Below are 13,427 nucleotides of genomic sequence, written 5' to 3'. Positions count from 1 at the left end.
TTGTTCCCTCTCCCGAGGGAGAGGGCCAGGTGAGGGCTTCAGCGCCCTCCATGTTAATTCGCGGTCTTTTTCATCATACTGAAGATAAACAGCACCGCCGCACTCAGCACCACTGACGGCCCCGCAGGCGTATCGTAGAACGCCGAGAAGGTTAACCCACCCGTTACCGCAATCATTCCGATAATCACGGCTACGCCAGCCATCTGCTCCGGCGTACGGGCAAAACGACGCGCCGTGGCGGCAGGGATGATCAGCAGAGACGTAATAATCAGCGCGCCGACAAACTTCATCGCGACGCCAATTGTTAACGCCGTCACCAGCATCAGCAGCAGTTTCACGCGCTGCAGCTTCACGCCGTCGACAAATGCCAGATCCGGACTGACGGTCATGGCCAGTAAATTCCGCCACTGCCAGAGCAGAATAGCGAGCACCACCACCACGCCAATGGCGATAGCGATGAGATCTTCCGGCGTCACGGCCAGAAGGTCCCCGAAGAGGTAGGCCATCAGATCCACGCGGATGTTCGACATCAGGCTGACCACCACAAGGCCCAGAGACAGCGCACTGTGCGCCATAATGCCAAGCAGCGTATCAATCGCGAGGTGAGGGCGTTTTTCCAGCCAGACCAGACCGGCGGCCAGCAGCAGCGTGACCACAATCACCGCGTAGAAGGGGTTTACATCCAGCAGCAGACCAAAGGCAACGCCCAGCAGAGACGCGTGCGCCAGGGTATCGCCAAAATAGGACATTCTGCGCCAGACAACAAACGAGCCGAGCGGGCCCGCGGCGCAGGCAAGCATAATCCCGGCCAGCCAGCCGGGCAGTAACAGTTCAATCATGAGTGTCCATTTCCCCGACGCAGTACGATTCGTCCCTGTAAATCATGGCGATGATTATGATGATGACGGTAAATACCCAGCTGTTCAGCGCCGCGGGGGCCGAACATGGAGATAAACTCCGGGTGCATTGACACCACTTCAGGCGTACCGGAGCAGCAGATGTGGTGGTTGAGACACAACACTTCGTCGGTTTTTGCCATCACCAGATGCAGGTCGTGCGACACCATCAGCACGGCGCAATCAAGCTCCCGACGGAGCTGGTCGATCAAATCATAAAGCGCAACCTGACCATTCACATCCACACCCTGAGTTGGTTCATCCAGTACCAGCAGCTGCGGGCTGCTCAGCAGCGCGCGGGCAAGTAAAACACGCTGAGTTTCACCGCCGGACAGTTTTTGCAGCGGCGCATCGACAAGATGGCCCGCCTGCACGCGTTTCAGCGCCGGGAGAATATCGGCTTTACGGGTGCCGGGGCGCAGGCGCAGGAAACGGCTGACCGTCAGAGGCAGCGTGGCGTCGAGATGAAGTTTTTGCGGCACATAGCCAATACGCAATTTTTCCTCGCGCTTAATTACGCCTTCATCGGGGGCGACCAGACCCAGCACCACGCGCACCAGGGTGGATTTACCTGCGCCATTGGGGCCGAGCAGCGTCAGAATTTTGCCGGGCTTCAGATCGAGCGACACGTCAGAGAGGACGCGGCGCTGCCCGAATGAGACCGAAATATTTTCAAGAGAAACCAATGTCGTCATGTCATTTTAAGCTTGAAGAAGTCAACGAATGTTATAATATCACATTCCACGCATTCACTACGATGATTAGTCGCATTATGTTACATAAAAATACGCTTCTTTTCGCAGCATTATCCGCTGCCCTTTGGGGTACAACCGCACAAGATGTTAACGCTGCGGTTGTCGCTTCGCTTAAACCACTCGGATTCATCGCGTCTGCCATTGCAGACGGGGTAACGGAAACCCAGGTTCTGCTCCCTGATGGTGCATCCGAGCATGACTATTCCCTGCGCCCGTCAGATGTAAAACGCTTACAAAACGCGGACTTAGTTGTCTGGATTGGCCCTGAAATGGAAGCGTTTATGCAAAAGTCAGCAAAACAGGTTGCTGGCGAAAAACAGGTCGCGATTGCCGAACTCTCCGGCGTGAAACCGTTGCTCATGAAAGGGGCGGATGACGACGGCGACGAACATGACCATCATGCCGCAGACGGCGAAAAAGGTGATGGAGATCACCATCACGGCGAGTACAACATGCATCTTTGGTTATCCCCAGAGATAGCGCGGCTTTCAGCGGTTGCAATCCACGACAAATTAGTGGAACTTATGCCGCAAAGTCGAGCCAAACTAGACGCCAACCTGAAGAATTTTGAGGCACAATTAGCCGCAACCGATAAGCAGGTTGGTAATGAGCTCGCACCGTTGAAAGGTAAAGGGTATTTCGTTTTTCATGACGCCTACGGCTATTACGAAAAACACTACGGTTTGACCCCGCTGGGCCACTTCACCGTCAACCCTGAAATTCAGCCTGGTGCGCAGCGTTTACATGAAATCAGAACACAGTTGGTTGAGCAAAAAGCGACATGCGTTTTTGCTGAGCCACAGTTCAGGCCAGCGGTCGTAGAAGCCGTGGCCAGGGGAACATCCGTGCGCATGGGAACCCTTGACCCGCTAGGTACGAATATCCAGTTGAGCAAAGCGAGCTATTCGCAGTTTCTCAGCCAACTGGCGAACCAGTATGCGAGCTGCCTGAAAGGAGATTAACGAGGAAGTGAATACGTGCAACAGATAGCCCGCTCTGTCGCCCTGGCATTTAACAATCTGCCACGACCCCATCGCGTTATGCTGGGGTCGCTTACAGTACTCACCTTAGCGGTCGCCGTCTGGCGGCCCTATGTTTACCACCCGAGTTCTGCCCCTATCATTAAAACCATTGAGCTTGAAAAGAGCGAAATCCGTTCTTTGCTGCCTGAAGCCAGTGAGCCTATCGACCAGGCGGCTCAGGAAGATGAAGCTATTCCGCAGGATGAGCTGGACGATAAAACCGAGAACGAGGCGGGTATCCACGAATATGTTGTCTCTACCGGGGACACGCTGAGCAGCGTGCTGAACCAGTACGGCATCGACATGGGCAATATCAGCCAGCTGGCGGCTGCGGATAAAGATCTTCGTAACCTGAAAATCGGACAACAGCTCTCCTGGACATTAACGGCGGATGGCGATCTCCAGCGTCTGACCTGGGAAATGTCCCGCCGCGAAACCCGCACCTACGATCGCACTGCAAACGGTTTCAAGATGACCAGCGAAATGCAGAAGGGCGACTGGGTCAACAGCGTTCTGAAAGGCACCGTGGGCGCGAGCTTTGTCTCCAGCGCGCGCGATGCAGGCCTGACCAGCGCTGAAATCAGCTCGGTGATCAAAGCCATGCAGTGGCAGATGGATTTCCGCAAGCTGAAGAAGGGCGATGAGTTCTCCGTCCTGATGTCCCGCGAAATGCTGGACGGCAAGCGCGAGCAAAGCCAGCTGTTGGGCGTACGTCTGCGCTCCGAAGGCAAAGATTACTACGCGATTCGTGCCGAAGACGGTAAGTTCTATGACCGCAGCGGTACGGGCCTTGCAAAAGGTTTCCTGCGTTTCCCGACGGCAAAACAGTTCCGCGTTTCCTCTAACTTTAACCCGCGTCGTCTGAACCCGGTAACCGGGCGCGTCGCGCCGCACCGTGGCGTTGACTTTGCCATGCCGCAGGGCACGCCGGTACTGGCGGTTGGAGATGGTGAAGTTGTGGTGGCCAAGCGTAGCGGTGCCGCCGGATATTATGTCGCGGTACGTCATGGTCGTACTTATACGACCCGCTATATGCACCTGCGTAAGCTGCTGGTGAAGCCGGGCCAGAAGGTGAAGCGTGGTGACCGTATCGCGATCTCCGGCAATACCGGACGCTCTACCGGCCCACACCTGCACTATGAAGTGTGGATCAACCAGCAGGCCGTGAACCCGCTGACGGCGAAACTGCCGCGCACCGAAGGCCTGACAGGTAAAGATCGTACTGATTATCTGGCGCAGGTGAAAGAGGTGATGCCGCAGCTGAGCTTAAACTAAGCCCTCTGTTTTTGTTAAAAAAGCCGGCGCACACTGACGCCGGCTTTTTCTTTTGTGCGTGGACGACTGCCTCGCTACACTATCTGAATAAAATTTTGCGTCATCAGACCCTGGATCCAGCATGGAAACCAAAAAAAACAATATTGAATACATTCCTGAGTTTGAAAAATCCTTCCGCCATCCGCGCAACTGGGGCGCCTGGCTTGGTGTCTACGCCTTTGCGGGGATGGCGATGCTGCCTGCTTCCGTACGCGATCCCGTTCTGGGGAAAATTGGCCGTCTGGCCGGGCGTTTAGGCAAGAGCGCCCGCCGTCGCGCGCAGATCAACCTTTACTACTGTTTTCCTGAGAAAAGCGACGCCGAGCGCGAGGCAATCATTGATGAGATGTATACCACCGCGCCGCAGGCAATGGCGATGATGGCTGAACTGGCGCTGAAAGGGCCGGATAAAATCGTCGATCGCGTTGACTGGAAAGGGCTGGACATCATCGAGGAGATGCGCCGCAATGACGAGAAAGTCATTTTCCTTGTTCCCCACGGCTGGGGCGTTGATATTCCGGCGATGCTGATGGCGTCTCAGGGCCAGAAAATGGCGGCGATGTTCCATAACCAGGGAAATAAAATCTACGATTTTGTCTGGAATACGGTGCGTCGTCGTTTTGGCGGACGTTTGCATGCGCGTAACGATGGCATTAAGCCCTTCATTCAGTCGGTGCGTCAGGGGTACTGGGGCTACTATCTGCCGGATCAGGACCACGGCCCAGAGCACAGCGAGTTTGTCGATTTCTTTGCGACCTATAAAGCGACGCTCCCCGCGATTGGTCGCCTGATGAAAGTCTGTCGTGCCCGCGTGATCCCGCTGTTCCCGGTCTATGACGGCAAAACGCATCGCCTGAGTATTGAGGTCCGTCCGCCGATGGATGATCTGCTGACCGCGGACGACCACACCATTGCGCGTCGAATGAACGAAGAGGTGGAAATCCTGGTGGGGCCGCATGCCGAACAGTACACGTGGATCCTGAAGCTGCTTAAAACGCGTAAGCCGGGTGAAACTGAGCCCTATAAACGCAAAGAGCTTTATCCGCGGAAATAAAAAAAGCCCTCTCCATCTGGAGAGGGCTTTTTAACACAGACATTATTACTCGACGGTCATAACGCGCGTGGTGTTGGTTGAGCCGATGGTGCTCATCACGTCGCCCTGGGTCACGATGACGATATCACCGGACACCAGATAGCCTTTATCGCGCAGCAGGTTTACGGCATCGTGCGCCGCAGCTACGCCGTCACTGGTGCTGTCGAAGTGAACCGGCGTCACGCCGCGGTACAGCGCGGTCAGGTTCAGCGTACGTTCGTGACGGGACATGGCGAAGATCGGCAGACCAGAGCTGATACGAGAGGTCATCAGCGCGGTGCGGCCAGATTCGGTCATGGTGATGATCGCGGTAACGCCCTTCAGATGGTTTGCCGCGTACATCGCAGACATCGCAATCGCTTCTTCCACGTTGTCAAACTGCACGTCCAGACGGTGTTTAGAGACGTTGATGCTTGGGATCTTTTCAGCGCCCAGGCAGACGCGCGCCATGGCGGCCACGGTTTCTGCCGGATACTGGCCCGCAGCGGTTTCCGCAGAGAGCATCACCGCATCGGTACCGTCCAGCACGGCGTTAGCCACGTCCATGACTTCTGCACGGGTTGGCATTGGGTTGGTGATCATCGATTCCATCATCTGAGTCGCGGTGATCACCGCGCGGTTCAGCTGACGTGCGCGACGGATCAGCGCTTTCTGGATCCCTACCAGCTCAGGGTCGCCAATTTCCACGCCCAGGTCACCACGCGCAACCATCACCACGTCGGACGCGAGGATCACATCGTCCATGGCATCCTGATCGCAAACGGCTTCCGCGCGTTCAACTTTCGCGACGATTTTAGCATCGCAGCCTGCATCACGCGCCAGACGACGCGCATAGTTCAGATCTTCACCGCAGCGCGGGAAGGAGACCGCCAGGTAGTCAACGCCGATCAGCGCAGCCGTCACGATGTCCGCTTTGTCTTTATCGGTAAGCGCTTCTGCAGAGAGGCCGCCACCCAGTTTGTTGATGCCTTTATTGTTGGAGAGCGGGCCGCCGACGGTGACTTCGGTGAACACTTTCATGCCCTGAACTTCCAGCACCTTCAGCTGTACGCGACCGTCGTCGAGCAGCAGGATATCGCCCGGCACCACGTCAGCCGGCAGGCCTTTATAGTCGATACCGACTTTCTCTTTATCGCCTTCGCCTTTGCCCAGGTTGGCATCAAGCAGGAATTTGTCGCCGATATTGAGGAAAACCTTACCCTCTTTAAAGGTCGATACACGAATTTTTGGACCCTGCAAATCGCCGAGGATAGCAACGTGGCGGCCAAGTTTGGCTGCGATTTCACGCACTTTATCGGCACGTAATTTATGGTCTTCTGGCGTACCGTGAGAGAAGTTCATACGCACCACGTTGGCGCCGGCGGCGATAATTTTCTCAAGATTATTATCGCGATCGGTGGCCGGGCCTAAGGTGGTTACGATCTTGGTTCTGCGAAGCCTTCTGGACATGTAATACTCCGTTGACTGAAACAACTTTGGTGTTGCGTGAACATTGAATCGGCCTTCATCTGCTGCAAGGCAGCGGAGAGAGGACCGAATGCCGTAAATCGTTACATCGTAATTATTGGTTACGTCTTCGTTATCAACTATCAGGGAACATCGCTCTTTATAAGCAATTCTTTATCAAAACGCGATTCCTTCAGCGCTTCCTTGACCCGCTTCAAGTTATCCCGGAATTTTGCGCCCCGACGCAAGGTAAAACCGGTTGCCAGCACGTCAATCACGGTGAGCTGCGCCAGTCGGGAGACCATCGGCATATAAATGTCGGTGTCTTCCGGCACGTCGAGGGTGATCGCCAGCGTCGCTTCACGCGCCAGCGGCGTACCTGCCGTGGTGAGGGCAATCACCATGGCATCGTTTTCACGGGCTAGCTGCGCCAGCTCTACCTGACTCTTGGTGCGCCCGGTGTGCGAAATCAGTACCACGACGTCATCTTCACTGCAATTCATACAGCTCATGCGTTGCAGCACAATGTCATCGGAATAAATAACCGGGACGTTAAAGCGGAAAAATTTGTTCATGGCGTCATGCGCCACGGCGGCCGACGACCCGAGACCAAAGAACGCAATCCGCTTGGCCTGGGTGAGCAAATCCACCGCGCGATTCACGGAACTCATGTCCAGAGACTGGCGCACGTGGTCAAGCGAAGCCATGGCCGATTCAAAAATTTTCGCGGTATAGGCATCAACGCTGTCGTCTTCATCCACATTACGATTAACATATGGGGTGCCGTTAGCCAGACTTTGTGCCAGATGCAGTTTAAAATCAGGAAAGCCGCGCGTTTCCAGGCTGCGGCAAAAGCGATTGACCGTCGGTTCGCTAACACCCGCTTCCTGTGCCAGAGCGGCGATGCTTGAATGAATCGCCTGAGCGGGGGAGGCGAGAATGACCTCGGCCACTTTTCGCTCGGATTTGCTAAGGTGTTCCAGTTGAAACTGGATTTTTTCCAGCATGTTCATGTTAACAGGACGCTCATGGGTGTAAACGATTTCATAAATTGATGAAATCGTGATTCGATTTAGCCGATATTACCCTTGTGGCTTCCATTAAGGGTAACAATCGACAAGATAATGTTGTTGTTTTTTTTCATTACTTGATCGGTGTCGGGTTTTGCTGTGACCCCGTTGCGCAAAGAAACGACGGTTGTTGCGTCATTGCGCCGTCGTAATCCTCCAAAGGAGGAAAAATCGCGTTATCGCACGCGACGATAAGCGCTAATGGTTTCGGGAATGACGTAAAAGCAGTACAGTGCATTGTAATAAAATTACAACGATACCTGGCAGAAGTACCAGGTGATCCAACTGAGGAGAATGACATGGCGGTAACGCAAACAGCCCAGGCATGTGACCTGGTCATTTTCGGCGCGAAAGGCGATCTTGCACGCCGAAAATTGCTGCCTTCCCTGTATCAACTGGAGAAAGCGGGCCAAATTCATCCGGATACCCGTATCCTGGGTGTCGGGCGCGCCGACTGGGATAAGGACGCTTATACCAAAGTCGTCCGCGAGGCGCTCGAAACTTTCATGAAAGAAAAAATTGATGAAAGTTTGTGGGATACCCTGAGTGGACGCCTCGATTTCTGCAACCTGGACGTTAATGACGTCAGCGCGTTTACCCGCTTAGGCGCGATGCTGGATCAGAAAAACCGTGTCACCATTAACTATTTCGCCATGCCGCCAAGCACCTTCGGCGCCATCTGCAAAGGTCTGGGCGAAGCCAAACTGAACGCCAAACCGGCGCGCGTCGTGATGGAGAAGCCGCTGGGTACGTCGCTGGCAACCTCGCGTGAAATCAACGACCAGGTGGGCGAGTTCTTTGAAGAGTGCCAGGTATACCGTATCGACCACTATCTCGGTAAAGAGACGGTACTGAACCTGCTGGCGCTGCGTTTCGCTAACTCCCTGTTTGTGAATAACTGGGATAACCGCACTATCGACCACGTGGAAATCACCGTGGCGGAAGAGGTGGGGATTGAAGGTCGCTGGGGTTACTTTGACCAGGCCGGTCAGATGCGCGACATGATCCAGAACCACCTGCTGCAAATTCTATGCATGATTGCCATGTCTCCACCGTCTGACCTGACGGCTGACAGCATCCGTGATGCAAAAGTGAAAGTGCTGAAGTCACTGCGCCGCATCGATCGCTCCAACGTGCGTGAGAAGACCGTCCGCGGCCAGTACACCGCCGGGTTTGCGCAAGGCAAAAAAGTGCCGGGCTACCTGGAAGAAGAGGGCGCGAACAAGTCCAGCAACACCGAGACGTTCGTGGCGATCCGCGTGGATATCGACGACTGGCGTTGGGCGGGCGTTCCGTTCTACCTGCGCACCGGTAAACGTCTGCCAGCCAAATGTTCCGAAGTGGTGGTTTACTTCAAAAACCCGGAACTGAACCTGTTCAAAGAGTCCTGGCAGGAACTGCCGCAGAACAAGCTGACTATTCGTCTGCAGCCGGACGAGGGCGTGGATATCCAGATCCTGAACAAAGTGCCGGGGCTGGATCATAAACACAACCTGCAGACCACCAAGCTGGATCTGAGCTACTCCGAAACCTTCAACCAGACGCACCTGGCCGATGCTTACGAGCGTCTGCTGCTGGAAACCATGCGCGGTATCCAGGCGCTGTTCGTGCGCCGCGATGAAGTGGAAGAGGCGTGGAAATGGGTCGACTCCATCACCGAAGCCTGGGCGGCCGATCAGGATGCGCCAAAACCGTATCAGGCGGGGACCTGGGGACCGGTCGCGTCGGTGGCGATGATCACCCGCGATGGCCGCTCCTGGAACGAGTTTGAGTAAAATAATCCTCTAGCTCGAAAGTGTTATTTTACCGGTAACATGATCTAACACAGCTAGTGGCACAATTTTCAACTTTTAAGCTCCGCGTGGATTCACCCGCGGAGCTTTTTTTATTACACTGCCGGAAGTGATTTTGCCCCTGAGCTCCGGACAGCAAGCGTTTCAGCGTTGTTAACAACTGCCAGCGACTTTGTAAACTCCCGAGCCGGACAGATAATTTAGAGGAGCTTTTATGAATCCGACATTGTTACGCGTAACACAGCGCATTATCGAGCGCTCGAAAGAGACCCGTTCGGCCTACCTCGCCCGGATTGAACAGGCAAAGAGCAGCACCGTCCACCGATCTCAGCTGGCCTGCGGGAACCTGGCGCACGGCTTCGCCGCCTGCCAGCCTGATGATAAAGCGTCGCTGAAAAGCATGTTGCGTAACAATATCGCCATCATTACCTCCTATAACGATATGCTTTCCGCGCACCAGCCGTATGAGGTCTATCCCACTATCATCCGCAACGCGCTGCACAGCGTAAATGCGGTGGGCCAGGTGGCGGGCGGTGTACCTGCCATGTGCGACGGCGTGACGCAGGGGCAGGACGGCATGGAGCTGTCCCTGCTGAGCCGCGAAGTGATTGCGATGTCTGCCGCGGTGGGCCTGTCACACAACATGTTTGATGGCGCGCTGTACCTCGGCGTGTGCGACAAGATTGTCCCGGGCCTGGTGATGGCGGCGCTGTCGTTTGGGCATCTGCCTGCGATCTTCGTCCCGTCCGGCCCAATGGCGAGCGGTCTGCCGAACAAAGAAAAAGTGCGTATCCGCCAGCTGTACGCGGAAGGGAAAGCAGACCGTCAGGCGCTGCTGGAGGCGGAAGCCGCGTCCTATCATGCGCCGGGGACCTGTACGTTCTACGGTACGGCTAACACTAACCAGATGGTCGTGGAATTTATGGGAATGCAGCTTCCGGGCTCGTCCTTTATCCAGCCAGATGCGCCGCTGCGCAAGGCGCTGACCGAGGCCGCGGCCCGTCAGGTCACGCGTCTGACCGGCAACGGCAACGAATGGATGCCGATGGGCAAAATGGTCGACGAAAAAGTCATCGTCAACGGGATTGTCGCGCTGCTGGCAACCGGGGGGTCAACCAACCACACCATGCACCTGGTGGCCATGGCGCGTGCGGCGGGCATTCTGATTAACTGGGATGACTTCTCCGAGATCTCTTCCGTGGTGCCGCTGATGGCGCGCCTGTACCCGAACGGTCCGGCGGATATTAACCACTTCCAGGCTGCTGGCGGCGTACCGCTGCTGATGCGCGAGCTGCTGAAAGGCGGACTGCTGCATGAAGACGTGAATACCGTGGCGGGCTTTGGCCTTCAGCGCTACACCCAGGAGCCGTGGCTGAACAACGGCGAGCTGGACTGGCGTGAAGGGGCGAGCACGTCTCTTGATGCGCAGGTGATTGCCACTATCGACAAACCGTTCTCTCCTCATGGCGGCACCAAAGTGCTGAGCGGCAACCTCGGCCGCGCGGTAATGAAGACCTCTGCCGTACCGGAAGAGAACCAGGTGATCGAAGCGCCGGCGGTGGTATTTGAAAGCCAGCACGACGTGTTACCGGCCTTTGACGCCGGTCTTCTTGATAAAGACTGCGTGGTCGTGGTGCGTCACCAGGGGCCTAAAGCCAACGGGATGCCAGAATTACATAAACTTATGCCACCACTTGGTGTATTATTGGACCGCCGTTTCAAAATTGCGCTAGTCACCGATGGACGCCTCTCCGGGGCATCCGGTAAAGTGCCTTCAGCCATCCACGTGACGCCGGAAGCCTACGACGGTGGTCTGCTGGCGAAAGTACGCGACGGTGACATGATCCGCGTGAACGGCCAGACGGGCGAGTTAACACTGCTGGTGGATGAAGCCGAGCTGGCGGCACGTCAGCCTCATATTCCTGACCTGAGCGCATCGCGCGTGGGGACCGGGCGCGAAATGTTCAGCGCGCTGCGTGAGAAACTCTCCGGTGCGGAGCAGGGCGCAACCTGTATTACGTTTTAAGACGACTTGATTTTAACGATCTGGCGAGAGAAAACTCTGATGAAAAACTGGAAAACAAGTGCAGAAGCAATCCTGACCACTGGCCCTGTCGTGCCGGTTATCGTGGTAAACAAGCTGGAGCACGCTGTACCGATGGCGAAAGCGCTGGTTGCGGGTGGCGTTCGCGTTCTGGAAGTGACCCTGCGCACCGCCTGCGCGATGGATGCTATCCGCGCTATCGCGAAAGAAGTGCCTGACGCCATCATCGGTGCGGGTACCGTTCTCAACGCGCAGCAGCTGGCGGAAGTGACCGAAGCGGGCGCGCAGTTCGCCATCAGCCCTGGCCTGACCGAGCCGCTGCTGAAAGCCGCCACCGAAGGTACTATTCCGCTGATCCCTGGCATCAGCACCGTCTCTGAACTGATGCTGGGCATGGACTACGGTCTGAAAGAATTCAAATTCTTCCCGGCTGAAGCGAACGGCGGCACCAAAGCGCTGCAGGCGATTGCGGGTCCTTTCTCTCAGGTACGCTTCTGCCCGACGGGCGGTATCTCTCCTGCCAACTACCGTGACTACCTGGCGCTGAAAAGCGTGCTGTGCATCGGCGGTTCATGGCTGGTTCCGGCGGATGCGCTGGAAGCGGGCGACTGGGATCGCATCACCAAACTGGCTCGTGAAGCGGTTGAAGGCGCGAAGCAGTAAGCCACTCGCCGCATGAAAAACGGGCCTTACGGCCCGTTTTTTTATCCTGCAACCTTGACGCTCGCAGCGGCCGCTTTCGCTCTCGCCACGGCGTCGTCAACGTTATCCCCGGTGGCTAATGCCACGCCAAGACGGCGAGTTCCGTCGATCTCCGGCTTGCCGAACAGGCGTACCTGCAATCCTGCGCCCACCGCCCCGTCGACGTTATCAAACGTGACGTTCTGGCTGGTTAACTGCGGCAGGATCACCGCCGAGGCGGCAGGGCCATACTGACGAACACCGCCGACGGGCAGGCCGAGGAAGGCGCGCACGTGCAGGGCGAACTCGGAGAGATCCTGCGAAATCAGCGTGACCATGCCGGTGTCATGCGGGCGAGGGGAGACTTCGCTGAAAATCACCTCATCACCGCACACAAACAGCTCCACGCCGAACAGGCCATAGCCGCCCAGCGCCAGGACGGTTTTACGGGCGATCTCCTGAGCACGCTCCAGCGCCAGGGTGCTCATCTGCTGCGGCTGCCAGGATTCGCGGTAATCGCCATCCTCCTGACGGTGACCAATCGGGTCGCAGAAATGGACGCCGTCAACGGCGCTGACGGTCAGCAGGGTGATTTCGAAATCAAACTTCACGACGCCTTCGACGATTACGCGACCGGCTCCGGCACGGCCACCCTGCTGGGCATAATCCCACGCGTTATCCAGGGTACCGCTGTCGCGAATAAAGCTCTGTCCTTTTCCGGAGGAGCTCATCACCGGCTTAACGATGCACGGGTAGCCAATTTCCTCGACGGCCTGCAGAAACGCGGCCTTATCGCCAGCAAAACGGTAGCTCGAGGTGGGCAATCCCAGCTCTTCCGCCGCCAGGCGACGAATGCCTTCGCGGTTCATGGTCAGCTTTGCGGCTTTCGCACAGGGCACCACGCGCTGGCCTTCCTGCTCCAGAGCGATCAGCGTATCGGTGGCGATGGCCTCAATTTCCGGCACGACAAAATCGGGTTTTTCGCGCGTAATCAGTTCGCGAAGGGCATTGCCATTCAGCATGTTAATCACATAAGAACGATGGGCGACGTGCATGGCGGGTGCGTCGGCGTAACGGTCTACGGCAATGACTTCCACACCTAAACGCTGGCACTCAATGGCGACCTCTTTCCCCAGCTCGCCCGATCCCAACAGCATCACTCGCGTCGCCGCAGGCCGCAGCGCAGTTCCTAAACGAATCATAACAATCCCCCTGAAAAAGTTGCGCGCAGTATAAACGAAAACGTTTGCGTCTGTCTCGTGCACGGCTAAGCGAGGGGAGAGAAATTTGCGCTTCTTTAGCCCGACCAGACA

Annotated in this window: 11 protein-coding genes; 6 read left to right on the top strand and 5 right to left on the bottom strand. The window is 56.3% G+C overall.

The window, feature by feature from the left end; translation table 11 throughout:
* Positions 1-53: 53 nt before the first annotated feature.
* Both znuB and znuC read right to left on the bottom strand, forming a co-directional pair.
* On the bottom strand, positions 54-839 hold the full coding sequence (gene znuB / locus NI40_RS13655) for a zinc ABC transporter permease subunit ZnuB (RefSeq protein ID WP_039263654.1): 786 nt from the start codon (positions 837-839) through the stop codon (positions 54-56).
* Positions 836-1,591 (bottom strand): zinc ABC transporter ATP-binding protein ZnuC, encoded by a 756-nt coding sequence (znuC, locus tag NI40_RS13650; protein WP_023312233.1) that lies wholly within the window; start codon positions 1,589-1,591, stop codon positions 836-838. The genes znuB and znuC overlap by 4 nt, the downstream gene beginning before the upstream one ends.
* Positions 1,592-1,668: 77 nt before the next feature.
* Between znuC and znuA the strand changes: the two genes are divergently transcribed.
* The 3 genes from znuA (at position 1,669) to lpxM (ending at position 5,041) form a co-directional block, all read left to right on the top strand.
* A complete protein-coding gene (znuA, locus tag NI40_RS13645) occupies positions 1,669-2,613 on the top strand; it encodes a zinc ABC transporter substrate-binding protein ZnuA (protein WP_039263684.1) in 945 nt (314 codons plus the stop codon).
* 15 nt (positions 2,614-2,628) lie between these two features.
* The gene (gene mepM, locus NI40_RS13640; RefSeq protein WP_024909694.1) at positions 2,629-3,948 is read left to right on the top strand and encodes a murein DD-endopeptidase MepM; all 1,320 of its coding nucleotides are present in this window, start codon (positions 2,629-2,631) and stop codon (positions 3,946-3,948) included.
* A gap of 121 nt (positions 3,949-4,069) precedes the next feature.
* Positions 4,070-5,041 (top strand): lauroyl-Kdo(2)-lipid IV(A) myristoyltransferase, encoded by a 972-nt coding sequence (lpxM, locus tag NI40_RS13635; RefSeq protein ID WP_023312230.1) that lies wholly within the window; start codon positions 4,070-4,072, stop codon positions 5,039-5,041.
* A 45-nt stretch (positions 5,042-5,086) separates the two neighbouring features.
* On the opposite strand, the gene pyk is transcribed toward lpxM, so the two are convergent.
* Positions 5,087-6,529 carry a pyruvate kinase gene (gene pyk, locus NI40_RS13630; protein ID WP_039263653.1) on the bottom strand — a complete coding sequence of 481 codons (1,443 nt, stop codon included), beginning with the start codon at positions 6,527-6,529 and terminating at the stop codon, positions 5,087-5,089.
* A gap of 140 nt (positions 6,530-6,669) precedes the next feature.
* A complete protein-coding gene (locus NI40_RS13625) occupies positions 6,670-7,539 on the bottom strand; it encodes a MurR/RpiR family transcriptional regulator (RefSeq protein ID WP_023312229.1) in 870 nt (289 codons plus the stop codon).
* 356 nt (positions 7,540-7,895) lie between these two features.
* On the opposite strand from NI40_RS13625, the gene zwf reads away from it, so the two are divergent.
* From zwf to kdgA, 3 genes are all read left to right on the top strand, one after another.
* Entirely contained in the window at positions 7,896-9,371 is a 1,476-nt protein-coding gene (gene zwf, locus NI40_RS13620) for a glucose-6-phosphate dehydrogenase (RefSeq protein WP_023312228.1), read from the top strand.
* A 232-nt stretch (positions 9,372-9,603) separates the two neighbouring features.
* The gene (edd, locus tag NI40_RS13615) at positions 9,604-11,415 is read left to right on the top strand and encodes a phosphogluconate dehydratase (protein WP_039263652.1); all 1,812 of its coding nucleotides are present in this window, start codon (positions 9,604-9,606) and stop codon (positions 11,413-11,415) included.
* A gap of 39 nt (positions 11,416-11,454) precedes the next feature.
* Positions 11,455-12,096: a bifunctional 4-hydroxy-2-oxoglutarate aldolase/2-dehydro-3-deoxy-phosphogluconate aldolase gene (kdgA, locus tag NI40_RS13610; protein ID WP_014884307.1), complete on the top strand. Its 642-nt coding sequence runs from the start codon at positions 11,455-11,457 to the stop codon at positions 12,094-12,096.
* A 41-nt stretch (positions 12,097-12,137) separates the two neighbouring features.
* On the opposite strand, the gene purT is transcribed toward kdgA, so the two are convergent.
* Positions 12,138-13,316: a formate-dependent phosphoribosylglycinamide formyltransferase gene (purT, locus tag NI40_RS13605; RefSeq protein ID WP_039263651.1), complete on the bottom strand. Its 1,179-nt coding sequence runs from the start codon at positions 13,314-13,316 to the stop codon at positions 12,138-12,140.
* Between the last annotated feature and the right edge of the window lie 111 nt (positions 13,317-13,427).

The sequence above is a fragment of the Enterobacter sp. E20 genome (assembly GCF_000801755.2).
Lineage (GTDB): Bacteria > Pseudomonadota > Gammaproteobacteria > Enterobacterales > Enterobacteriaceae > Enterobacter > Enterobacter asburiae_B.
Note: the sequence above shows the minus strand (reverse complement) of the source record. Positions and strands in the feature narration are given on the sequence as shown.